The sequence below is a fragment of the Dactylosporangium sp. NPDC050688 genome (genome assembly GCF_040654515.1).
Classification (GTDB): domain Bacteria; phylum Actinomycetota; class Actinomycetes; order Mycobacteriales; family Micromonosporaceae; genus Dactylosporangium.
This window is the reverse complement of record NZ_JBFAIC010000046.1, coordinates 19,969-43,068: the sequence shown is the minus strand read 5'-3', so window position 1 is coordinate 43,068 and position 23,100 is coordinate 19,969. Positions and strand designations below refer to the sequence as shown.

Genomic DNA, 23,100 nt, shown 5'->3' with positions numbered 1-23,100 from the left:
CACAGCGAGGGCGGCCCGACAATCACCCGACAATCATCAGGGAACGAGCTGCCACGGACCCCACTGGTCGCCCGGCGGCTGGTTGCGCGTCCACCACTTCGCCACGTACTTCTTGCCCTGGTAGAGGACGATGTTGCCCGCGGTGAAGATCCGCGAGGCGGTCCACACGGCGGTGCCGTCCGGGGCGGTCACGATCTGCTGCCACGGGCCGTACGGGTCGCCCGGGGCCTGGTTCTGCGTCCACCACAGCGCCTGCCAGACGGAGCCCTGGTAGGAGACCTGGTCGCCGTTCAGGTACACCTTCGAGGCGCTCCAGGCCGGAACGACCGGGGTCACCGGCGGGTTCAGGCCGACGACCACCGGGTCGTGGTCCGAGGCGGCGAAGGGGTCGGCGCCGTTGAAGAGCAGCGTCGCGTTGTAGTTGTAGCGGCTGTACGCGTAGGCGATCGCCTCCTGCGCGTTGATCTGCCACACGTCGGCGCCGGTGACCATGGCCAGGGCGGCCGGGTTGGCCAGGACGTGGTCGAGGGAGCCCTGCAGGCTGTCGAAGGAGTACGTGGACTGCGACGGTTCGTACGTGGCGCCGAGGTCGGTGTAGCCGGCGTCGTACAGGACCTGCAGGGGGTCTTCGTGGGTGTAGGCGTTGAGGTCGCCGACCAGGAAGATCCGGTCGGTGCCGACGGACGCGGCGACCTGCGCGGCGAAGGCCGCGGTGGCCTGGGCCTCGCGGACGCGGGTCTCGTTGAACGAGCCCTGGTTCACCGCCGGGGAGGACGTGTCCTCGGTGTCGCCGGGGTACAGCGGGGCGCCGCTGCGCCTCGACTTCCAGTGGTTGGTGACGACCAGGAAGGCGTCGGCGTCGGTGGCGCCGGCCTTCTTGAACGCCTGGGCGAGCGGCTCGCGGGCGATCGAGAAGGGCTGGCCGGGGCCGGACTCGGTGGTGAGGATCGTCGAGGTGCCGACGAGCGCGACCTCCGCGGGCTTGTAGATGAACGCGCTGCGGATCACGTCCTCGCCGGCGATGGGCGGCAGGACCGCCGGGGAGGGCACGTACGCCCACACGTTCGCGCCGGCGGCGGCGTTGAGGGCGTCGACCAGGCCGGCGAGGGCGAAGTCCCGGTCGAGGCCGAACTTCGCGGAGTTCTCGACCTCCTCGAGCGAGACGACGCTGGCGCCGAGCCGGTTGATGCCGGTCACGATCTTCGCCTGCTGCCGCTGGAAGCTGGCGGCGGTCGCGGCGCCGCGGGGGCCGGAGCCGGTGCACTCGTCGATGGCGATGGGGGTGCCGGTCCGGTCCCGGAAGTAGGTGCAGGTGCCCAGGCCCTGCTGGACGTACAGCTCGCCGGTCATCGGGAAGTAGTTCTCGACGTTGAACGTGGCCAGGCGGACGGTGCCGCCGACGTTCGCCGGCTGCTGGTTGCCGGTGCGGGTGTCGCTGAAGGTCGCGACCGCCGCGCCGTCGTCGGTGATCTGACGGGTCGGCTGGAAGTTCCAGAGCGAGAAGCGGTACTCGAGGATCACCGGCTCGTGGAAGGTGACCTTCGCGCCGACGCTGACGGCGTTGGCGGCGGTGAACCACGGCAGCGGCGTGCCGGTGTTGGCGGAGCCGCTGTAGTTGAGGCTCGCGCCGTCGTCCAGGGTCACCATGCGGGCGGCGTTGTCGGCGACCGCGGCGAGGGCGGCGGCGCTGCCGGGGCGGCCGGCGTCGGTGGGCTGGCGCAGCGGCGTGTCGCCGGCGGCCAGGGTGAAGGAGCCGTACCAGTTCGCGTCGTAGTTGTCCGCGACGGTGAACGTGCCCTGCGGCGCGATGAGCTCGCCCTCGTGGGCCTCCTTCTGCGCGTTCGTGGTGAGCGACGACCACGGGATCGTGCCGGGCGCCACGGGCGGCAGCGGGGTGGTGAGCTTCGTGACGGCCGGGCCGGTGATCTCGGTCGTGCCCTGGAACTCGGTCACCGTGCCGGTCACCCGGACGCTGTCGCCGGTGGCGACCTGGCCCGCGGCGGCCGAGCCGAAGACGAAGATCGCGTCGGAGGCGCCCGGGGTGTCGTCGTCGGCCTCGGTACCGCCGGCGCCGCCGGTCTGCAGGAAGAAGCCGTTGAACCCGCCGGTCCGGTATACGGCGGTGACGACGCCCTCGGTGGTGACGTTGCGGCCGGCGTACGGCGACGTGTCGGTGTCCGTGCCCTGGATCTCGGCGATCGGCACGACGGTCGTCGTGGCGGTGACCGTGAAGGTGAACGTCGCCGAGCCGCTCGCGCCGCCCGACTCCGTCGCGGTGACGGTCACCGGCGAGGTGCCGGTCGCGGTCGGCGTGCCCGTCACCACCCCGTCGGCGCTGATCGCCAGGCCGGTCGGCAGCCCGCTCGCCGTCCAGGTGTACGGCGCGGCGCCGCCGGACGCGGTGAGGGTCAGCGGCGCGATAGCGGTGCCGGTCGCCGCGGTCTGCGGGCCCGGGTTCGTCACGGAGACCGTGACGGTGCCGCCGTCGGACGCGGCGTTCTGCGGCTGCGGCGCCGCGGTGTGGAAGTCGGCGGCGTTGCTGTCGGTGTCGGTGCCGGACGCGTCGCGCTGGTAGCTCAGCACCAGCGAGTTGCCGGTCGCGGCGGTGCCCTCCGGGGCGTTGCTGGTGCCCCAGCCGATCCGGTCGATGACCGACGCGTCGGTGGGCAGCACGCCGGTGGCGCTGGCCGCGATGTACAGCGTCCCGCCGCCGGCGCCGGGGTTGACGCTGGTGCCGGTGCTCAGGTCGGGCGTGGGCAGCGGCGCGCCGGGGTTGGTGCCGGCGTTGTTGCTGGGCAGCTGGATGAGGAAGTGCCCGTGCGCGGCGACGGTGCCGGTCAGCGTGAACACCTGCGCGCCGCTCGGCACGACGGTGCTGGTCGGCGCCCGGTACTGCAGCGTGCTGCCGGAAAGGGGCACGGGGCTGGACGTCGGGTTGTACAGCTCGACGAACTTGTTGAAGTAGCTCGCACCGGACGAGCCGCCGTTGACGTACACCTCGCTGATGACCAGACCCGTGCCGGCCGGATTGGCGGCGGCCGGGTCGGTGAATAACGGCCAGGCCAGACCGGCCGTGGACACGGCCAAGGCGACGCTGACGCGTTGTATGAGCGCACGGGACATTGACCCGGACCTCCCAGGTGATGTGATTCGGCTCCGTTGATGACGCAGGCCGACCCAAAGACGCTAGTCGCTGCGAGGTGCCGTTGTCGCCGGACGGGACCTGAACGGCGGGTTTCGGCGAGGGTCGCTGCCGCGCGGTTCAGCGGTTGCGGAGCCGGTCGATGAACGAGCGGTTCAGCGGTTGCGGAGCCGGTCGATGAACGAGCGGTTCAGCGGTTGCGGAGCCGGTCGATGAACGAGCGGGGCGCCTCGCGCTGCTTGACGGTGCGGCGCACCGGCGTCGGCGTGATCAGGCCGCGGGTGCGCAGCTCCGCCCAGATCCACGGCGGGCACAGCCCCCGGTAGCTGCGGAACTCCTCCAGCGGCACCCGGGTCGGCCGCAGCTGTAGCCAGCTCTCCTTGCTCAGCACGCCCCGGCAGCGTTCCAGCGGCAGCGGCAGGTACTCATCGGAGCTGGACCTGTCCTGGCTGGTGATCTTCAGTACCTCGGCACCGTCGCCGTCGGCACTGATCACGAGGACCGGGCGGTCCTTGCCCTCCTCCTCGTCGTCCTCGAAGACCACGAAGGCGTTCCAGACCTCGTGCGCGGCGGGCAGCCGGACGGCCCGGTCTCGGGTCGCCGCCGGCGCGGCGCCGCGCAGCAGGTCGGGCCGCACCTGGCGGAGCACCGCGGCGGCGAGGACCGCGACGGCGAGGACCAGCAGCGGCAGGACCAGCAGCATGAGCGCCACGGTGGTGGTGGAGGCGGTGTGCGGGTCCCCGGCGAACGGGACGTCGTTGGCAGCCGCCCACGCCCAGACGAGGGCGACGGCGGCGAGGGTCACGCCGGCCCGCACGTACAGGTGGACGACGCCCTCGACCGCGGCGAACTGCCACACCGCGACGCACACCACCAGCGCCCCGAGCGTGACGGCGCCGCCGGTCCAGAAGTGGAACACGCGGAACCCGAGCGCGTAGGCCACACACTTGGCGACGGTGCAGCCGGCGAGCAGCACCCCCGCACGGATCAGGGTCTGACCTGTCGAGCCGGCACCGGGTGTACGGAAGCGGTGGCCGAGCACGAGCGCCACGACCGGCGCGGCGACCAGCCCGGGCCAGATCGCGCCCGCGCCGCTGTGCCCGAGCAGCACGTCGGCGGGCAGCCCCAGCACGGCCGAACCGCCGAACCAGGCGGCGACCACGATCGGCAGCAGCGCCCACCCCTGCGGGGTGAGCAACAGCGCCCGCGACTCCCACGCGATGACGCAGACCAGCGTGAACCCGATCACCGCGGCGATGACCAGCAGCACCCCGTTGCCGTCGAGCACCCCGGCCGCGACATCCATGCACGTTCCTTCCCCGACACGGTCGGCATCAGCGTCCCACAGCCGGGACGGCCGCGGGCAGGGTGGAGCTGCGCTGATCGGCGGGCCGGGGGCCTGGGCCGGCGATACAGTCGGGCGATGGCGGGCATCAACGAGTACCTGACCTCCGAGGTCGTCGTGGACTACGCCGATGGCCTGATCACCCGGCGGGAAGCGCTGCGGCGGCTGTCGTTGCTCGGGGTGGGCGTCGCGGTGGCCGCGACGATGCTGGCCGCCTGCGGGTCGCCGGGAGGCTCCACGCCCACGCCGGCGGGTTCGGGGTCCGCCACCGGGCCGGCCGGTCCTTCGCCGTTGCCGGCGCAGGCGATCACGTTCCCCGGCCCGCGCGGGACCCTGCAGGGCGCCTGGGCGGCCGCCGCCGAGCCGCGCGGCTCCGTCCTGGTGATCCACGAGAACCGGGGGCTCACCGACCACATCCGCTCCGTCGCGGGCCGGCTCGCCGCGAGCGGCTACTCGGCCCTCGCCGTCGACCTGCTCTCCGAGGAGGGCGGCACCGCCAGGTTCACCGACCCCGCCGAGGCCACGGCGGCGCTGAGCGCGGCGGCACCCACCCGGTTCGTCCCCGACCTGCGGGCGGGCATCGACGAGCTGCTGCGCCGCGTACCGGCGAAATCCCCCGCCGCCATGGGCTTCTGCTTCGGCGGCGGCATGGTCTGGCAGCTCCTCGCCGCCGGCGAGCCCCGCCTGCGCGCGGCCGTGCCCTTCTACGGCCCCCTGCCGGACGGCGCCGACCTGTCAGGCTCGAAGCAGGCCGTCGTCCTCGGCATCTACGCCGAGGACGACGCCCGCGTCAACGCCAGCCGCGACGCGGCCAGGGCCGCCCTGCAGAAGGCGGGCCTGAAGCACGAGATCGTCACGTACCCCGGCGTCAACCACGCCTTCTTCAACGACACCGGCCAGCGCTACGCCCCGGCCGCCGCGGCCCAGGCGTACCAGCGCGTGCTGGACTGGTTCGCCGCCAACCTCAGCTGAGCGGCGGGCGCTCAGCCGAGTCAGTCGAGCGGGAAGGCGATGTCGCAGACCTCGTCGGTGGGGGCGGCGTTGACGAAGTCGGCGAAGTACACCTCGCGGGGGGAGGAGCTCACCGGCAGGCCCTGCGCGGCGACCCACTGGGCGACGGCGTCGAAGGCGGACAGGATCTGCGGGTAGGCGACCTGCGCCTTGCTGATGCGGGTGTACGCCTCGCGGTGGGCCGGTTCGACGCGCAGCGCGCCGGTGACGGGGCCGGACGGGTCGACGGGGAGGCAGATCTCGACGGGGCCGTCGCTGTCCTCGTTGACCTCGCCGTGGTAGATGATGAAGCAGGGGCCGGTCATGCCGTCGCCGTGGCCGGCGGCGGTCTTCAGCAGGCGGCCGACGGCCTCGTCGATCCAGGACTGCAGCTCCTGCACCTTCACGTGCCGCTGTTCGGTGAGCACGGTCTGTTCCGGCACGTCGCGGACCTTGACGTCGTACATGGTGAATCCCTCCGGATCGTCGAGCAGCCGGCGGCGCAGGTGGGTGACGAGTTCACGGCGCACGGCCGTGGCGTGTTCCTGGGCGGACCAGTACTCGGCGATGAGGTCCGCCTGCACGCCCGGGTCCCCGGCCGCGACGATCGCGGCGACGGTGGCCAGGGGCATGTCGAGGCGGCGCAGCCGGGCGACCAGCCTGGCCGTGTCCAGCTGCTCCTCGCGGTACCAGCGGTAGCCGTTGTGCTCGTCGACGGCGGCGGGCAGCAGGAGGCCCTGCCGTTCGTACAGCCGCAACGCTTTCGGTGACAGCCACGACCGCCGCGCGAACACCCCGATGCTGAGCAGGTCCTCGTCCACCCGCGCTCCTTCCGGTCCGGGCCGGTCGGCCCGTCGGGATCCACGTTCGGCCTTCCCCGAGGGACAAGGTCAAGCCTGCCCCGGTCGTACCAGACCTGTCTCGTAGGCGACGACGACCGCCTGTGCCCGGTCGCGCAGCGCCAGTTTCGCGAAGATCCGGGCCACGTGCGTCTTCACGGTGGCCTCGCTCAGGAACAGCGCCGCGGCGAGCTCGGCGTTGGACATGCCGCGGCCCACGAGCGCGAGGACCTCCCGCTCGCGAGGGGTCAGCGGGGCGAGGGTCGCGCCGGGGGCCGCCGCCGGCGGAGCCGGGCGGGCCTGGTCCTGCGTGGCGAACCGCTCGACGAGCCGCCGGGTGATGGACGGGGCGAGCAGCGCGTCGCCGGTGCCGACGAGCCGGACGGCGCCGGCGAGGTGGTCGGCGGTCACGTCCTTGAGCAGGAAGCCGCTGGCGCCGAGGCGCAGCGCGGCGTACACGTAGCGGTCCAGGTCGAACGTGGTCAGCATCAGGACCCGGCAGGCCGGCAGCAGCTCCAGGATCCGCCGGGTCGCCTCCAGGCCGTCCATGACCGGCATGCGGATGTCCATGAGCACCACGTCGGGGCGCAGCTCGGCGGCGGCCTGCACGGCCTTCTCGCCGTCGCCCGCCTCGCCGACGACGTCGATGCCGCGGGCGGTCAGGATGAGCCGGAACCCGGTGCGGATCAGCTCCTGGTCGTCGACGGGTTCACCGCCGCGCTGCCGTCCGGCGGGCTGCTGGCGACCCAGTCGTACCTGGTGATCAAGGACGCGGTCGCGGCGGGTCCGGGCGCCTACGTGCCGTTCCTGGTGGTGTTCGGGGTCCTCGGCCTGCTCGTCGCGGTGCTCGTCGTGGCGAACGTGGTCAGCGGGGCGGTCGTGTCGGGGCACCGGCACATCGGCGTGCTCAAGGCGATCGGCTTCACCCCGGCACAGGTCGTCGCGGTGTACCTGACGATGGTGTCGGTCCCGGCGGTCGCCGGCTGCGGGCTGGGCGCCGCGGCCGGCGAGCTCGCGGCGCGGCCGTTGCTGACCAACGCGTTCCTCGGGCTCGGCTTCAGCGGCGACGCCGGCAGCGGGCGGGGCGTGCAGCTCACGGCGACGCTCGGCATCCTGGTCGTGGTGCTGCTCGCCGCGCTGCTGCCGGCGCTGCGGGCCCGCGCGCTGCCGGCCGCGGAGGCGATCAGCGCCGGCAGCGCCCCGCGCTCGGGGCGGGGCCTGCGGGTGCAGCGCTGGCTCAGCGGCACCCGGCTGCCCCGGTCGGTGAGCCTCGGGCTGGGCCTGCCGTTCGCCAGACCGGCCCGCACCGCCCTGACCGTCGCCGCGGTCGTGCTCGGCGTGACGACGGTGACGTTCGCCAGCGGGCTCGCCACGACGGTCGCGCGGTTCTCCGAGATCGCCGACCGGGTCGAGGCCGCCCCGGTGGCGGTGCGGCCGCTGAACCCCAGGTTCGGCCAGGGGCAGTCGGCCCGCTCCGACGAGGAGGTCGAGCGGCTGCTGCGCTCGCTGCCCGGCACCCGGTACGTGACGGCCGAGCTCTCGCTGGAGTTCCCCGTCGTCGGGCAGACCCAGGCGATCACGGTGCTCTTCCTGCGTGGCGACCGTGACCACGTGGGCCTCAAGGAGGCGATCGTGGCGGGCCGGTGGATGCGTGCCCCGGGCGAGGTGGTCGTGCCGTCGACGCTGCTGCACGAGCGGGGGCTGGCAGTCGGCGACCGGCTCGCCCTGGACGCGGGCGGCGGCCGGCAGGCCGAGGTGACGGTCGTCGGCGAGACCATGAGCGGCGGGGTGGGCGGCGCCGGGCTGCTCACCGCCTGGGAGACCCTGGAGCGGCTCCGGCCGGAGCAGCCGGTCCCCAACCACGAGTACCTGTACGAGATCGCGCTCGACCCGGGTACCGCGATCCCGGCGTACCTGGCGTCGGTGCGCGCCGCCGACCCGGGCCTCGACGCGTGGGACAACTCGGGCCGTAACCCGTTCACGATCACGATGATCGCGCTGTCCGGCGCGCTGTCGCTGATGCTCGGCACGGTCGCGGCGCTGAGCGTGCTCAACACCGTCGTGCTCAACGTCCGGGAACGCCGCCGCGACCTCGGCATGCTCAAGTCGATCGGGATGACCCCGCGGCAGGTCGTCGTGATGACGGTGACGTCGATGGCCGGGCTCGGCCTGGCCGGCGGGCTCGTCGGCGTCCCCGCAGGCGTGCTCGCGCACCGGTTCGTCGTGCCGCTCGCGACGAGTGCGGCGAAGGTGGACGTACCGCTGGCGCTGCTGCACGTGTGGCAGCCGTGGACGCTGCTGGTCCTGGCCGTCACCGGCGCCGTGATCGCGGTCCTCGGCGCGCTCGTCCCGGCGAGGGCCGCCGCCCGCCTCACCATCGCGGAGGTCCTGCACACGGAGTGACCGGCCGGGCGGGCAGGTGGCACCTGGCGCAGCCGTGCGGGCGGAAGCCACCCGATGCAGCGACGGCGCGGTCCCGGGAGCGCGGGGCTCCCGGGACCGCGGGTCGCCGGCGCGGCTCAGCCCACGGCGACCAGGCGGAACGACTGCGCCACGCCGCCGGTGCACGACCACTGCTGCAGCAGCGCGCCGTCGGCGGTGGAGACGTCACGGACGTCGAGGCACTTGCCGCTGTTGCGGGCGGTGAAGCGGAACGCGCCGCCGCCGAGGGAGGCCGGCAGCCACTGCTGGTTGGTGCCGCCGCCGTACGCCCACAGGTGCACCTGCGCGCCGTCGGCGGTGGCGCCGGCGCCGCCGTTGACGTCCCAGACGAGGCTGGGCGCGTAGCGGTTGACGACCTGGTAGTAGCCGCCGCTGGTGGGGCGGAACTGCCACTGCTGGTTGGTCGCGCCCGCGGCGCCGCAGGTCCACTGCTGCAGGGCGGTGCCGTTGGCGGTGCCCCAGCCGGTGTCGTCGAGGCACTTGCCGCTGTTGGTGTTGATCACCTGGTACCAGCGGGCCGGGTCGATCGAGGTGGCCGGGGGCTGGGACGTGACCGGGGGCGGCGAGGTCGGCGTGACGGGGCCGCCCGGCCAGGTGAAGGTGGCCATGGCGCCGGCGGGCAGGTGGTAGCCGAAGGACGAGCCGCCGTAGGAGACCTGGAAGTTCTGGGCGCCGCCGGAGTTCACCGCGACGAGCACGATCGAGCCGTCCGGGTTGCGGAAGGCGACGTTCTCGATGCCGCCCTGGCCGTAGCCGGTCGAGTCGACGCGGACCGCGCCGGGCTTGACGAACTTCGCGAGGTGGCCGAGTACGTAGTACTCGGCGTTGTACGTGACGCTGCCGCCGTTGACGGTGGTGACGCCCATGCAGTTGGTGCAGCTACCGATGACGGGGCCGTGCGAGGGGTTGAGCGCCAGGTTCCACAGCGTGACGGTCCTCGCCCAGTTGCGGGTGGCGCCGACGGCGAGGTTGCGGCCCTGCCACAGCAGCGAGTCGGCGAAGGTGTTGCCCGACTCGACGCCGGAGCACTCGGTGAAGAAGACGTCCTTGTTCGGGTACGCGTTGCGCACGGTGCTCTGCCCGCCGGGCGCGCCGCCGTAGCAGTGCCAGGCGGTGCCGGCCGTGTTGTTGCCGGTGGCGGCGAGGACCTGCTGCGGGAACGAGGTGTTGTCCCAGTTGTGGTCCCAGGCGAGGATCTTCGTGCCGAGCCCGGCGGCGGCGAGCTTCGGCGCGAGGGTGTTGATGACCGCGGCCTGCTGCGCGGCGGACATGAGCATGCCGGGGTACCCGGGCGGGGAGAACTGCGGCTCGTTCTGGACGCTGAGGTACTGCACCGGCACGCCCGCCGCCTGGTACGCCTGCACCGACCTGACGAGGTAGTCGGCGAAGGTGGCCTCGTAGCTGATGCTCAGCGAGCCGCCGATGAGATTGTTGTTGGTCTTCATCCAGGCCGGCGCGCTCCACGGCACGACCATCGTGGACAGCTGCGGGTTGAGCGAGCGGGCCTGCGTCAGCAGCGGCAGGATGTACGCCTGGTCGTGCGCGATCGAGAACCGCGACAGGCTCGGGTCGGCCGCGCCGTCGTCGTAGGTGTAGAAGTTCAGCGAGAAGTCCGAGGCGCCCAGCGGCTGGCGCAGGAAGCTCAGGCCGATCCCGTTGGTGGGGCTGAACAGCGACGTCATGATGCCGTTGCGGGCCGAGGAGTGGTAGATCAGGTTCGCCGACGAGTCGGTGAACGACGCGCCGAAGCCCACCATCGACTGGTACGTGGTGTTCGCGTTGACGGTGATCGTCGAGCCGCTGCCGGCGGTGCCGAACGCGACGTCGGCCTTCTTCGTGAGCTGGTTGGCGCGGTCCGGCGTGGTGAGCCAGACGCTCGCATTGGTGGCGGCGAGGGCGGGCGACGCCTGGGTGACCACGAGCGCGGCGCCGGTGGCGAGCAGGCCCGCGGCGGCGCAGGTGGCGATGAGGCGTTTCCCGGTGACCGGGCGGTCGGTCATGAGGGGGTTCCCTTCTGGGGGTGGTGACGGGGGCGGGGCTGGCGGGCCCCGCCCCCTGCCAGTGCTGTGCGTTGCGGCTGCTATGCGTAGAGGCGCAGGTCGGCCAGGCTCCACCAGCTGCCGCTGGTGCCCGTGTTCGTCACCCGCAGGTACCGTGCGCGGGCCTTGACGTCGACGTTGGTGAGCTGGCCGGTGCCCGTGCCCGACGCGAGCACGCGCCACGAGGTGCCGTCGTCGCTGACGGACACCTGCCAGGCCCGTGCGTAGTCGCCGATGCTGCCGCCGCTGTCGATCGCGACCCGGCGGAAGCGCCGCTGCTCGCCGAGGTCGACCTGCAGGTACTGGCCGGGCTCCTGCGCCTGGCCGGCGGACCAGCGGGTCGAGGCGTCCTCGTCGACGGCGAGCTTCGCGTCCGGGCTCGCCGGCAGCGACGTGGCGGTGGCCCCCCGCAGCGGCAGCAGCCGCAGGCCGTCGTCGAGCACCCGGCTGCGCGGCCAGGTGAACGTGGCGAGGGAGCCGCCGGGCAGCGTGTAGTCGAAGGTGCGGCCGCCGGCGGCGACGGTGAACGTGCGCGGGTCGTCGTTCTCGTTGTGCACGACCAGCGCCGTGGAGCCGTCGGGGTTGCGGAAGGCGACGTCCATGATCTGGCCGTTCCAGCCGGTGGTGCCGAAGGAAGTGCTGGCGACGCGGACCGCGCCGGGCTTCACGAACCGCGACAGGTGCCCGATCGTGTAGTACTCGGCGTTGGTGGTGAACGTGCCGCCGGGCTGCACCGTGATCAGCCCGGTGCAGGTGTCGCAGCCACCGAGGTGCGGGCCGCCGGTCGCGTCGAGGGCGATGTTCCAGTTGACCACGGACTTCGCCCAGTTCCGGGTGGTCCCGATCGCGATGGTACGGGCGTGCCACTTCAACGTGTCGCGGAAGAACTGCGCGGGCGGGTCGTTCGGGCCGTGCGAACCGGAGCACTCGGTGAACCAGATGCCCTTGCCCGGGAACGCGTCGTGCAGCGCGCTCTGCGCGGCCGGCTCGCCGTAGTAGCAGTGGTACGCGGTGCCGGCGAGCCACTTGCCGGCCGGCCCGGACAGCAACTGGTACGGGTAGTCGGTCTCCGGGTCCTGCCCCGGCGGGACATTGGCGACGTCGTTGGGGTGCGTGGCCCAGTTGTGGTCGTAGCCGATGATCTTCGTGCGGGGGCTCGCGACCCGCAGCAGCGGCCCGAGCGCCTCGATGACCTTGGCCTCCTGCGCGACCCGCATGGCGGTCGTCGGGTAGCCGTGCTCGCCGCCGTTCTGCGGCTCGTTCTGCACGGTGAGGTAGTCGACCGGTACGCCGTTGGCCGCGTACGCGAGGACGAACCGCACCAGGTAGCGCGCGTACGCCTGGTAGATCGCCGGGTCGTCGATGAGCGAGCCGCCGACGAGCGAGCCGTTGGTCTTCATCCAGGCCGGCGGGCTCCACGGCGTCGCCATGATCTTCAGCTGCGGGTTGAGCTGCTTCGCCCGGCGCAGCAGCGGCAGGATCCGCTCCTGGTCACGGGCGATGCTGAAGTGCCGCAGGGCGAAGTCCTGCTGCCCCGCCGGCACGTCGTCGAGCGAGTAGTGGCTGCTCGCGGCCGTGAAGTCCGACGAGCCGATCGGCTGGCGCAGGAAGCTCACGCCGTCGCCCTTCGCGGGGTCGAACAGGGCGCGCATGGCCTTGTCCCGTTCGGCCGGGCTCAGCCGGTACAGCACTGCGGCCGACGAGTCCGTGATCGACGCCCCGAACCCGTCCATGGTCTGGAACTCGCGGCTCGGGTCCACCGTGATCGTGACGTTCGGGTTGCCGGCGACCGGCCGGCCGAACGCCACCGGGGCCCGCTCGTGCATGAGCTCCGCCCCGTCGACGGTCGTCACCCACACCCTCGCCGCCGGCGCGGACTCCCCCGCCTGCGCCTCCGTGAACCCCGTCAGCCCGACCGCGACGGCGGCACCCACCGCCACCAGCCGCAACACCCGTCGTGTCATCGCGTCTCCCCAGCGCTACGCATGTAACAAATGAAACACGAATGTAACTAAGCGGAGGACAGCACAGCATCGGCCTGCACCGATTGTCAAGACCGCTCAGCGGGCATGAGGTGCGGAGCGTGAGGACCGGGACGGGCCGACCGGCAGCCGGATGAAACACCGGCGATGAAACACCGCCCAGCGGGGCGAAATGACGGCCGCACGATTCGCATGAGGTGGATCGGATGGCCCGTTGTTGTTCAGCGCCCGCCGCCTTCCGCAGCCGCGCCGGACCGGCTTGGATCGCGGGACCCGTGATCCAAGGCCCGGAGTGGTCGCCCGGATGGCCACCCCGGTCCTTCGATCATGGCCGGGGTCGATCGGCGGTGGGGCGATCGCCGTCCGGGCGCCAGGGCGGTCCCGCTGGGGCAACGGGAGGCGGCCGCGGGCCGCGTCGCCGAAGCGCGCCGCAGGGCGTGGGCACCGCCCTGGAGTGGCTCGCATCGCGGGACCCGTGATCCAAGGCGCGGAGTGGCCATCCAGACGACCACCACACGACTTCGATCACCACGGCCCGCGCGGCACGGTCCGGGTCCCCATGGGGGCAGCCAGCCGCCGGTTTTGTCAACGGCGCGAGACGTCTGCCGGTGTCACCCGGCAGGCCGCGGCCGGCAGCCGGCCTGGCGAGTCCTGACTCCAGGACGGCGCCGGGCGGTCAGCCGCGGCGCAGGAGGCGGCCCACGGCGGCCATCATCTCGGTGGCCATCTCCTCGCCCTTGCCCTCCTCGGCGCCGTGCTGCATGCAGTGGCGGGCGTGGTCGTCGAGCAGGCCGAGGGCGACCTTGTCCAGGGCCGCCTGGATGGCGCTGATCTGGGTCAGCACGTCGATGCAGTAGCGGTCCTCGTCGACCATTTTCTCCACGCCGCGGACCTGGCCCTCGATGCGGCGCAGCCGGCTCTGGAGCTGGTCCTTGGTCGCGGTGTAACCGCGGGGCGTGGCGGTGGTCATGCCAACCATCGTAGCGCACACCCCCGGGGGGTATGCTAGGTTCACCGGGTACCCATAGGGGGTATCCGTACCTGAGGAGTCGACATGACCACCACGACCTACGCCGTCAAGGGGATGACCTGCGGACACTGCGTGCAGGCGGTGAGCACCGAGGTCGGCCGGGTGCCCGGGGTGACCGGGGTCGAGGTCGATCTGGCGTCCGGCGCGGTGACCGTGACCAGCGACGGGCCCGCCGACGAGCAGGCCGTCCGGGCCGCCGTGGACGAGGCCGGTTACGAAGTCGTGGGCACCCGAGCATGAACACCCCGATCAGGCTCGGGGTGTTCGCGGCCGTCCTGGCCGTGGTGTTCGGGGTGGCGTTCGGGGCGGGGCGGCTGGTCGGGCCCGTTGCCCAGGCGGAGCAGGCCGCCGGCGGCCCGGCCATGGACGGCCATGCCGGCGGCGACGGCAGCGGTGGCGGCAGCCATGACGCCTCGCCCGCGCCCGGCAGCACACCGTCCGGCCCTCAGCGGCATGGCTACGCGTTCGCCGGTGGGGCGTACACCGGCGGCAACCTGAGCTTCAGGATCACCGCGGCGGACGGCCGGGCCGTCACCGGTTTCGACCTGGTGCACGAGAAGCCGCTGCACCTCATCGTGGTGCGGCAGGACCTGTCCGGGTTCCAGCACGTGCATCCCGCGATGGACGCGGACGGCACGTGGCGGGTGCCGGTCGCGCTGCCGGACGGCGGGCCGTGGCGGGCGTACGCGGACTTCACCGCCACCGGCGGGCCCGCGACCGTGCTCGCCGCGGACCTCGACGTGCCCGGGGCGCGCCGGGCGGAGCCGCTGCCGGCGCCGGCCACGACGGTCGTCGTCGACGGGTACACGGTGCGCCTCGACGTGCACGACGGGGTGACGCTGCGGGTCGAGCGGGACGGGCGGCCGGTGACCGACCTGCAACCGTATCTCGGCGCGGCCGGGCACCTGGTGGCGATCGCCCAGCGGGACCTCGCCTACCTGCACGTCCACCCGAAGGAGCCGCAGACGGGCGGGCCCGACGTCGGGTTCGCCGTCGAGGGCGCCGGGGAGGGCACGCACCGGCTGTACTTCCAGTTCCAGCACGCTGGCGCGGTGCACACCGCGGAGTTCACCGTGAACGGCATCGGAGGCGGCCATGCCCACAACTGAGCTCACGATCGGCGGCATGACCTGCGCCGCGTGCGCCGCGCGCATCGAGAAGAAGCTCAACCGGCTCGACGGCGTCGAGGCGAGCGTCAACTACGCCACCGAGAAGGCGCGCGTGGTGTTCCCGCCGTCGGTGGTGGTGGCCGACCTGATCGCCACCGTCGAGCAGACCGGCTACACGGCGGCGACGGTCAGCGCGCCCGACTCGGCCGCCACCCCCGCCGCCGCCGACCCGCTCGTGGTGGCGCGGCAGCGGTTGCTGGTCAGCGCCGCGCTCGCCGTGCCGGTGGTCCTGCTCGCGATGGTGCCGGCCTGGCAGTTCGAGTCGTGGCAGTGGGCGTCGCTGACCCTCGCCGCGCCGGTCGTGGTGTGGGGCGCGTGGCCGTTCCACCGCGCGGCGCTGCGCAACCTGCGGCACGCCTCGGCGAGCATGGACACGCTGGTGTCGGTCGGCACGCTCGCGGCGTTCCTGTGGTCGCTGTACGCGCTGTTCCTCGGCGACGCCGGCATGCCCGGCATGCGCCACCCGTTCGAGTTCACCGTGTCGCGGGGCGCCGGCGCGGACGCCATCTACCTGGAGGTCGCCGCCGGGGTGACGGTGTTCATCCTGGCCGGCCGCTACTTCGAGGCCCGGGCCAAGCGCCGCGCCGGGGCCGCCCTGCGCGCCCTGCTGGAGCTGGGTGCCAAGGATGCCGCGGTACTGGCACCCGACGGCACCGAGCACCGCGTCCCGGTGGAGCAGCTGGCGGTCGGCGACCGGTTCGTCGTGCGGCCGGGCGAGAAGGTCGCCGCCGACGGCGTGGTGCTCGACGGCACGTCCGCGGTCGATGCGAGCATGCTCACCGGCGAGCCGCTGCCGGTCGACGTCGGCCCCGGCGACGCCGTCGTCGGCGGCTGCGTCAACACCGCCGGCCGGCTGGTGGTGCGGGTCAGCCGGACCGGCGCCGACACGCAACTGGCCCAGATGGCCCGGCTCGTCGAGCAGGCGCAGAGCGGCAAGGCCGACGTGCAGCGGCTCGCCGACCGCGTCGCCGCCGTCTTCGTGCCGATCGTCATCGGGCTCGCCGTGGCCACCCTCGGCTTCTGGCTGGGCACCGGCGGCTCGGTGGCGGCCGCGTTCACCGCCGCCGTCGCGGTGCTCATCATCGCCTGCCCGTGTGCGCTGGGCCTGGCCACGCCGACGGCGCTGCTCGTCGGCACCGGCCGCGGCGCCCAGCTCGGCATCCTGATCCGGGGGCCGGAGGTGCTCGAGTCGACCCGCCGCGTCGACACCGTGCTGCTGGACAAGACCGGCACCGTGACCACCGGCCGGATGTCGGTGCTGGACGTGCGGGGCCACTCGGACACGCTGCGCCTCGCCGCCGCGGTCGAGCACGCCTCGGAGCACCCGATCGCCCGGGCGGTGGCGGCCGCGGTGCCGGACCGGCCCGCCGTGTCGTCGTTCGTCAGCCACGCCGGGCACGGGGTCAGCGGCATCGTCGAGGACCGCACCGTCTGGGTGGGCCGCCCGTCGTTCCTGGCCTCGCAGGGCCTCACGCCGCTGGACCCCTCGGTCGCCGCGCCGGAGGGCGCCGGGACGGTCGTCGCGGTGGGCTGGGACGGGGCGGTGCAGGGCCTGATCGCCGTCGGCGACACCGTGAAGCCGACCTCGGCCGAGGCGGTCCGCCGGATGCGGGACCTGGGCCTGCACCCGGTGCTGCTCACCGGGGACGCCGAGCCCGCCGCGCGCGCCGTGGCCGGCGAGGTCGGCATCGACGAGGTCATCGCGGGCGTGCTGCCGGCCGGCAAGCTCGACGTGGTCCGCCGCCTGCAGGCCGAGGGCCGGGTCGTGGCGATGGTCGGTGACGGGGTCAACGACGCCGCCGCGCTCGCCCAGGCCGACCTGGGCCTGTCGATGGGCACGGGCACCGACGCCGCGATCGAGGCGGGCGACCTGACCCTGGTCCGCGGCGACCTGACCGCGGTCCCCGACGCGATCCGGCTGTCCCGGCGCACCCTCGCCACGATCAAGGGCAACCTGTTCTGGGCGTTCGCGTACAACCTGGCCGCGGTGCCGCTCGCCGCCGCGGGCCTGCTCAACCCGATGATCGCGGGCGGCGCGATGGCGCTGAGCTCGGCGTTCGTGGTGGCCAACAGCCTGCGGCTGCGCCGCTTCGGCTGACCCCGCACAGGCGGCCGGTGGCTGTCCACATGAGACGGTGCGGGGGGAGCCGGCGGGCTCCCCCCGCACCGGTCGGGACTACTCGGCGGTGAACGTCACCCGGCGACGGCGGCGCAGGGTGGCGACCAGGGCGACCCCACCGACGACGAGGGCAGCGCCGGTGCCGACCAGCGGCATCGTGCTGCTGGAGCCGGTGACGGGCAGGCCCGGCGTGGGCGTCGTCGACGGCGGGACCGACGTCGACGGCGGCACGGACGTCGACTGCGACGGAGACGGCGACGCGGAGGGCGACTTCGACGGCGACTTCGACGGCGAGGGCTTCGGGCACGGGCCGGTCAGCTGGACCCAGCCGCTGGCGCCCTGGGCGCGGTAGTTGTCGGCCCACCTGGCCTTGTAGGTCAGCTTCACCCTGGTCGCGGGCTTCGCGACGACGGAGGTGAAGCTCACCTCGGTCAGCGGGCTGCCGGCGGGCCGGGCGGCGATCGTGGTCGGCACCGTCGTGGTCGACAGGGTGCTCTTGGCGTTCTTGTCCAGCTCCAGCTTGACGTCACCGAGCGTGACGGCCGCCGGATAGTCGTTCGTCAGTTTCCAGGTGATCTCGTACGTGCCGTCGACGGACACGCACACCGCGGAGCCGGTCGCTCCCGTTGCGTGAGCACTGGCGGGCGAAGCGAACATGGTCGATAGCCCAACGGCCACGGTCGCGGCGGCAGCGCCCCCCGCAACCCTCCTGAACAGCGTGTTTCCCACAACGACTCCTGCCTCAAGAAACTTGACGTCCGACAACATACGGCCGCGAGCCGGAGTGCGACAGCCGTTGCGGGGCAGGGATTTTGCGACCCATCCGGATTTGGTCTGATTCATCCGGGAAAATACTGAAGATCGATGACGGTGGCGGTGACACACGGCGTTCGGGCAGGTGGAAATGCGCGACGACGCTTAGGCTGGCGAGGCATGAGACGGGGACTCGCACTGCTCACACTCGCCCTGCTGACCGCCTGTTCGGCCGGGACGCCGACGGCACCGACGACCAGGCCCGGCGCGGCGGCCGAGGCCGCCCGGCCCGGCGATCACACACTGACCGTCACCGTGGGTGACAAGGAGCGCACGTTCCTGCTGCACGTGCCGGCCTCGTACGATCCCGGCCGGGCCACGCCGGCGGTCCTCGCGCTGCATTTCCGGCCCGGCAGCGGCGCGGCGATGCGCGGGCTGACCGGCTTCGACGCCAAGGCCGACGCGGCGGGTTTCCTGGTGGCGTACCCCGAGGGCGTCGGCGGGCAGTTCAACGCGTTCGGCTGCTGCGGCGCGCAGGACGACATCGGCTTCGTCAAGGCCGTCGCCGGGCAGCTCGTGCAGCGGTGGCACGCCGACCCCGCCCGGATCTTCCTCGCCGGCATCTCCAACGGCGGCGACCTGAGCTTCCGGGCGGCCGTCGAGGCGCCGGGCGTGTTCGCCGCGATCGGCGTCGTCAGCGGCGGCTTCGCCGGCGGGCGGACCGAGGCCGCCGACTACCGGCCGGCCGCCCCGGTGTCGGTGGTGACGCTCATCGGTGCCGACGACCCGCAGGCCACCGTCTTCCGCGCCGGCGTGGACACCTGGCGGACCAGGCTGCACTGCACCCCGGCCGCCCCGGCCTCCGCCGCGCCGCTGGATCCGGCCGTACACCGGACGACCACCCACTGCCAGGACGGCAGCGACGTGGACGACTACGTCGTCGACGGCGCCGGCCACGTCTGGTTCGGCGCGGCGTCCGGCGAGCTGAAGGACGCCACCATGAAGGTCGACGCCACCGGCGTGCTGTGGGACTTCTTCGCCGCCCACCCCCGGCGGGGCTGACCTTTCGCCGGCCGACCGGCGCGCGGCGGGACTGCTTCGCCGCGCGCCTCCGGCGGCGCTAACCTTCGCTGGTCGACCGGCGCGCGTGAGGGACGAGGGCACAGACGTGAAGACGATGCTCGACTTCCTGTCCGGGCTGGCCGCGCCGAGGCTGGCCGAGCTCGCCGCCGCCCACCTGCCCGACGGCCCCCGGGTGGACCGCAAGCGGCTCGCCGCGCTGCTGATGGCTCCGGCCACGGTCACCGGCACGGTAGCCGTGCTGAGCCTGCCGGAGCTGCAGGTCGCCGAGGCCCTGTCGCTGCGCGCGGCCGGCACCCGGCGCACGGACCTGGCGCAGCTGCTGGGGGTGGCCGCCGACGACGCCGACCTGAGCCTGGTGCTGGACCGGCTGGAGTGGCACGCGCTGGCCTGGCCCGACGGCGAGTGGATCCGCACCGCGCCGATCCACGAGGTGCTCGTGGGCGGCTACGGGTTCGGCCCCTCGGCCCGCCTGGAGCTCGCCCACCTGCCGCTGGACCAGCTGCAGCGCATCGCGTACAACCTCGGCGCGCCGGTCGGGCGGGACCGCGCGGCGCTGCTCGACGGCATCTGCGCCGCGCTCGCCGACGCCGCGACCGTCCGGGCGACGTTCGCCGCCGCCCCGGAGGCCACCAAGGACCTGCTGCTGTCCCTCGCCGACGAGCCGTTCTACTTCGACCCGCAGCAGATGGGCGCCCTGCGCACCAGCCGGCCGACGCCGCTGCGCTGGGCCGTCGAGCACGGCCTGGTCATGTGGAGCCCGGCGAACATGGCCGCGGTCCTGTGCAGCGAGGCGGGCGTGGTGCTGCGGGAGGAGTTCCAGGCGGACTTCGACCCGGCGCCGCCGCTGCAGGTGCCGGTCGAGGTCGGCGCCGAGATGGTGCGCCGCGACGGCGCGGCCGCGGTCCGGACCGCGCTCGCCCAGGTCACCGCACTGCTGGAGACGTGCGGCCGGGCGCCGGTGCCGATGCTGAAGGACGGCGGCGTCGGCACCCGCGAGCTGCGCCGGCTGAGCAAGGCGATCGGCGGCGACGAGCTGGAGATACGCCTGTGGCTCACGCTCGCCGGGGTCAGCGGCCTGATCGGCATCACGGACAACCGGATCGCGCCGTCGGCCTACTACGACGACTGGCTGAAGCTCGACCCGCCCGCGCAGTACGGCGAGCTGGTCACCGCCTGGCTGGTGATGGACGCCGCCCCGCTGGACACCGGCGCCCCGGCGCTGCTGCGCACGGAACGCGACGAGGGGGTGAGCGTGCTGCGGCGCAGCCTCGTGTCGCTGCTCAACGGCCTGCCCGACGGCTACGCGCTGCCGTCGCTGGACGGGATCAACGCGCTGCAGATGTACATGCGACCGCTGCTGACCGGTCCGGAGCCGCAGGAGGCCTACCCGACGACCGCGATGCTGTGGCGGGAGCTGGAGCTGATGGGCGTCGGCGCCCTGTTCGCGCCCACCGGCCTGTGCCGGGCCCTGGCCGCGGAGGCGGGGCTGGACGGCACGCCGCAACGCCCGGCGCTGCGGGCCGAGCTGAAGCGGCTGATCCCGGCCGCGCAGCACACGGTGCTGCTGCAGAGCGACCTGACCGCGGTCGCGACCGGCGCCCCGGCGGCGCCGCTCGCGGCGCTGCTCGACCTGACCGCCGACCGGGAGTCGCGCGGCGGCGGGCACACGTGGCGCTTCTCGGAGGCGTCGGTGCGCCGGGCGTTCGACAGCGGCTCGTCCGCCGAGGAGCTGCTGGCCGCGCTGCGCGAGGCGGCGACCGGCGGCCGGGTGCCGCAGCCGCTGGAGTACCTGGTGATGGACCTCGCCCGGCGGCACGGCGCGCTGCGGGTCCGCCCGGTCGCGTGCGTGCTGCGCAGCGACGACCCGGCGCTGCTGGCCGAGCTGCCCCGGGTGAAGAGCCTGGCCAGGCTGGGCCTGACCGAGCTGGCCCCGACCGTCTACGCGAGCGTGCTGCCGGTCGCGGAGACGCTCGTGGCGCTGCGCGCCGCCGGGTACGCCCCAGCCGGCGAGCACGCCGACGGCACGATCGCCTTCGACCGCGTCACGAAGCACCGCGTCAGGCCCTCGCATCCGGATCAGGACAGGACCTGACCGGATCCCGCCGTAGCGTCCTGGGCGTGATCCTCACCAGGCGGCAGCTCAACCGCACGTACCTGCAGCGCCAGCTGCTCACCACACCCGACACCGCGCCGGACCAGCGGCCGGTCGACGAGGTCGTCGCGCACCTCGTCGCCGTGCAGGCCCAGGAGGTGGACGCGCCCTACGTGGGGCTGTGGACCAGGATGCGGGGGCTGCGGCACGAGCAGCTCACCGAGGCGCTGGGCGACGGGCGGGTGGTGCGCGGCGGGCTGCTGCGCCGCACCCAGCACCTGACCGCCGGCGCCGACTACCGCTGGCTGAAGCCCCTGCTGCAGGAGCGGCTCGGCCCCGGCGGGATGTCGCCGTTCGCGAAGGAGATCGCCGGGCTGGAGCCCGCCGACATCGCCGCGGCCGGCCGGGAGATCCTGCGCGGCCAGGTGATGACCCGGCCGAAGCTGGCCAAGCGGCTCGGCGAGCGGTTCCCCGGCCGGCAGGCGATCGTGCTCGCGTGGGTCGTCCAGCTGCACGTGAACCTGGTGCACCCGCCGCCGTCCGGGGTCTGGCGCCGCCGCGGGCACGTGACCTGCGCGCTCGCCGAGGACTGGCTGGGCGGGCCGCTGCAGGAGCGCCCGCCGGTGTGGACGCTGCTGTCGCGGTACCTCGCCTCCTGCGGCCCGGCGAGCGTCGCGGACCTGCAGAACTGGTCGGGGCTGAAGCGGCTGCGCGAGGAGGTCGAGCGGAAGCGGCACCGGCTGCGGGTGTACCGCAACGAACGCGGGCAGGAGCTGTTCGACCTGCCGGACCTGCCGGTCGCCGGCGGCGGCGAGCCGGTGCCGGTGCGCTTCCTGCCGGAGTTCGACAACCTGGTGCTCAGCCACGAGGACCGCACCCGGATCATCAGCGACGAGGACCGGGCCCGGGTGTGCCCCGGCTACTCGATGGTGCACCCGACGTTCCTGGTCGACGGGTTCGTCGCGGGCATCTGGTCGGTGCGCGGCGCGGCGCTGACCGTGTCGCCGTTCCGCCGGCTGCCCGATGCGGATGCGGCACTGGTACTGGACGAGGCCGGCCGCCTGCGCGAGTTCCTTCAGCTCGACGGGACCGTGCGGCTCGACCAGCCGCTCGACCAGCTCTGAAGGGCCAGCCGGGCGGCGCCGAGCGCCGGGTCGTGGGCCGTGCCGGCCTGGACGCCGCGCGCCCGCAGCACGTCCAGCACCCCGTCGCGGACCGGGGTGCCCCCGGTGAGCAGGCCTCCCGCCAGTACCACCGCCGCGTCCGGAGCCTCGAGCGCGTCGAGGGTGGCGACCAGCCGGTCGACGGCCTCCCCGGCGATCGCGGCGGCGGCCGGATCTCCGGCGGCGGCGAACTCACACACGACCGGGGCGAGCGCGGCGAACGAGCCGAGCGGCAGCCGCTGCGCCCAGTGCACGAGGTCGTCGGCGGACGTGACGCCGGCGTGCAGGGCGACCCGGACGGCGAGCCCGGTGGACGACCAGTGCCGGGCCGCGTGCCGGACCGCCTGCAGGCCGAGCCACAGTCCCGAGCCCTCGTCGCCGAGCAGCCAGCCGAGCCCGTCGGCGGTGCGTGTGATCCGCTCGCCGTCCACGAGGGCCGCGACGGCGCCGGTGCCCGCGATGAGCACCGCGCCTCCCGCGGCGGCCGAGCCCGCGGCGAACGCGGTGACGGCGTCGCCGAGCACCTCGACCGGGCAGGTCAGGCCGAGGCCGGCCCACTGGCCGGCGAAGCTCGCGGCGACGCCGGGATCAGCGAGGACGCTGACCCCGGCGACTCCCACCACGCCCGCCACGACCCCGCCCGGGTCGTGCGGGCCGAGTGCCTCGCGGACCGCCGCGCCGATGGCGACCGCGGCCGCCGACCCGACAGCGGACGGGTTGCCAGGGCCGGCGGTCCCGCGCCCCAGGACCGTCCCGTCAGGCGCGACGACGACCGCTTTGGAGGCCGTCCCGCCGGCATCGACCCCGAGGATGAGCACCATGGCGAAGATGGAAACATAGAAAATGCTTGTTGACTAGAAGTTGAAGTGGTCGTAATTTTCATCGTCAAGACGTACCGATGAAAAGGATGAC

Annotated in this window: 17 protein-coding genes; 8 read left to right on the top strand and 9 right to left on the bottom strand. The window is 73.6% G+C overall.

From position 1 onward, the window contains the following. Positions 1-36: 36 nt before the first annotated feature. On the bottom strand, positions 37-3,123 hold the full coding sequence (locus tag AB0H83_RS33950; protein WP_360102248.1) for an ExeM/NucH family extracellular endonuclease: 3,087 nt from the start codon (positions 3,121-3,123) through the stop codon (positions 37-39). Between the two features lie 209 nt (positions 3,124-3,332). Continuing rightward, positions 3,333-4,448 carry a hypothetical protein gene (locus AB0H83_RS33945; protein ID WP_360102246.1) on the bottom strand — a complete coding sequence of 372 codons (1,116 nt, stop codon included), beginning with the start codon at positions 4,446-4,448 and terminating at the stop codon, positions 3,333-3,335. Between the two features lie 117 nt (positions 4,449-4,565). On the opposite strand from AB0H83_RS33945, the gene AB0H83_RS33940 reads away from it, so the two are divergent. After that, positions 4,566-5,459 carry a dienelactone hydrolase family protein gene (locus AB0H83_RS33940; RefSeq protein WP_360102244.1) on the top strand — a complete coding sequence of 298 codons (894 nt, stop codon included), beginning with the start codon at positions 4,566-4,568 and terminating at the stop codon, positions 5,457-5,459. A gap of 20 nt (positions 5,460-5,479) precedes the next feature. Here the strand turns inward: AB0H83_RS33940 and AB0H83_RS33935 are convergent, their stop codons facing one another. Together AB0H83_RS33935 and AB0H83_RS33930 are read right to left on the bottom strand one after the other, a co-directional pair. After that, positions 5,480-6,298: a MerR family transcriptional regulator gene (locus AB0H83_RS33935; RefSeq protein ID WP_360102242.1), complete on the bottom strand. Its 819-nt coding sequence runs from the start codon at positions 6,296-6,298 to the stop codon at positions 5,480-5,482. Between the two features lie 69 nt (positions 6,299-6,367). Next, positions 6,368-7,066: a response regulator transcription factor gene (locus AB0H83_RS33930; protein ID WP_360102344.1), complete on the bottom strand. Its 699-nt coding sequence runs from the start codon at positions 7,064-7,066 to the stop codon at positions 6,368-6,370. 102 nt (positions 7,067-7,168) lie between these two features. Here AB0H83_RS33930 and AB0H83_RS33925 point away from each other — a divergent pair, with 102 nt between their 5' ends. After that, positions 7,169-8,719: an ABC transporter permease gene (locus tag AB0H83_RS33925; protein WP_360102240.1), complete on the top strand. Its 1,551-nt coding sequence runs from the start codon at positions 7,169-7,171 to the stop codon at positions 8,717-8,719. 116 nt (positions 8,720-8,835) lie between these two features. On the opposite strand, the gene AB0H83_RS33920 is transcribed toward AB0H83_RS33925, so the two are convergent. The 3 genes from AB0H83_RS33920 to AB0H83_RS33910 all read right to left on the bottom strand — a co-directional run bounded on the left by AB0H83_RS33920 (position 8,836) and on the right by AB0H83_RS33910 (position 13,749). Then, complete coding sequence (locus AB0H83_RS33920; RefSeq protein WP_360102238.1) at positions 8,836-10,758, bottom strand: RICIN domain-containing protein; 1,923 nt, start codon at positions 10,756-10,758, stop codon at positions 8,836-8,838. An 80-nt stretch (positions 10,759-10,838) separates the two neighbouring features. Further along, on the bottom strand, positions 10,839-12,761 hold the full coding sequence (locus tag AB0H83_RS33915) for a discoidin domain-containing protein (RefSeq protein WP_360102236.1): 1,923 nt from the start codon (positions 12,759-12,761) through the stop codon (positions 10,839-10,841). Positions 12,762-13,455: 694 nt separating this feature from the next. Beyond that, positions 13,456-13,749, bottom strand: coding sequence for a metal-sensitive transcriptional regulator (locus AB0H83_RS33910; protein WP_033358532.1), 294 nt, complete (start codon positions 13,747-13,749; stop codon positions 13,456-13,458). Positions 13,750-13,833: 84 nt separating this feature from the next. Here AB0H83_RS33910 and AB0H83_RS33905 point away from each other — a divergent pair, with 84 nt between their 5' ends. The 3 genes from AB0H83_RS33905 to AB0H83_RS33895 are packed head-to-tail and all read left to right on the top strand — an operon-like array spanning position 13,834 to position 17,076. Continuing rightward, a complete protein-coding gene (locus AB0H83_RS33905; RefSeq protein ID WP_033358531.1) occupies positions 13,834-14,049 on the top strand; it encodes a heavy-metal-associated domain-containing protein in 216 nt (71 codons plus the stop codon). Continuing rightward, positions 14,046-14,918 (top strand): hypothetical protein, encoded by an 873-nt coding sequence (locus AB0H83_RS33900; RefSeq protein ID WP_360102233.1) that lies wholly within the window; start codon positions 14,046-14,048, stop codon positions 14,916-14,918. The genes AB0H83_RS33905 and AB0H83_RS33900 overlap by 4 nt, the downstream gene beginning before the upstream one ends. Next, positions 14,905-17,076 (top strand): heavy metal translocating P-type ATPase, encoded by a 2,172-nt coding sequence (locus AB0H83_RS33895; protein WP_360102231.1) that lies wholly within the window; start codon positions 14,905-14,907, stop codon positions 17,074-17,076. Before AB0H83_RS33900 ends, AB0H83_RS33895 begins: the two co-directional genes overlap by 14 nt. Before the next feature lie 78 nt (positions 17,077-17,154). Here the strand turns inward: AB0H83_RS33895 and AB0H83_RS33890 are convergent, their stop codons facing one another. Then, positions 17,155-17,754, bottom strand: coding sequence for an LPXTG cell wall anchor domain-containing protein (locus tag AB0H83_RS33890; protein ID WP_360102229.1), 600 nt, complete (start codon positions 17,752-17,754; stop codon positions 17,155-17,157). 276 nt (positions 17,755-18,030) lie between these two features. Here AB0H83_RS33890 and AB0H83_RS33885 point away from each other — a divergent pair, with 276 nt between their 5' ends. The 3 genes from AB0H83_RS33885 (at position 18,031) to AB0H83_RS33875 (ending at position 22,149) form a co-directional block, all read left to right on the top strand. Beyond that, positions 18,031-18,912: a PHB depolymerase family esterase gene (locus AB0H83_RS33885; RefSeq protein WP_360102227.1), complete on the top strand. Its 882-nt coding sequence runs from the start codon at positions 18,031-18,033 to the stop codon at positions 18,910-18,912. A 115-nt stretch (positions 18,913-19,027) separates the two neighbouring features. Next, on the top strand, positions 19,028-21,025 hold the full coding sequence (locus tag AB0H83_RS33880; protein ID WP_360102342.1) for a helicase-associated domain-containing protein: 1,998 nt from the start codon (positions 19,028-19,030) through the stop codon (positions 21,023-21,025). 26 nt (positions 21,026-21,051) lie between these two features. Next, on the top strand, positions 21,052-22,149 hold the full coding sequence (locus AB0H83_RS33875) for a winged helix DNA-binding domain-containing protein (protein ID WP_360102226.1): 1,098 nt from the start codon (positions 21,052-21,054) through the stop codon (positions 22,147-22,149). On the opposite strand, the gene AB0H83_RS33870 is transcribed toward AB0H83_RS33875, so the two are convergent. Continuing rightward, positions 22,101-23,009 (bottom strand): BadF/BadG/BcrA/BcrD ATPase family protein, encoded by a 909-nt coding sequence (locus AB0H83_RS33870; RefSeq protein ID WP_360102224.1) that lies wholly within the window; start codon positions 23,007-23,009, stop codon positions 22,101-22,103. The genes AB0H83_RS33875 and AB0H83_RS33870 overlap by 49 nt on opposite strands. Positions 23,010-23,100 lie beyond the last annotated feature (91 nt).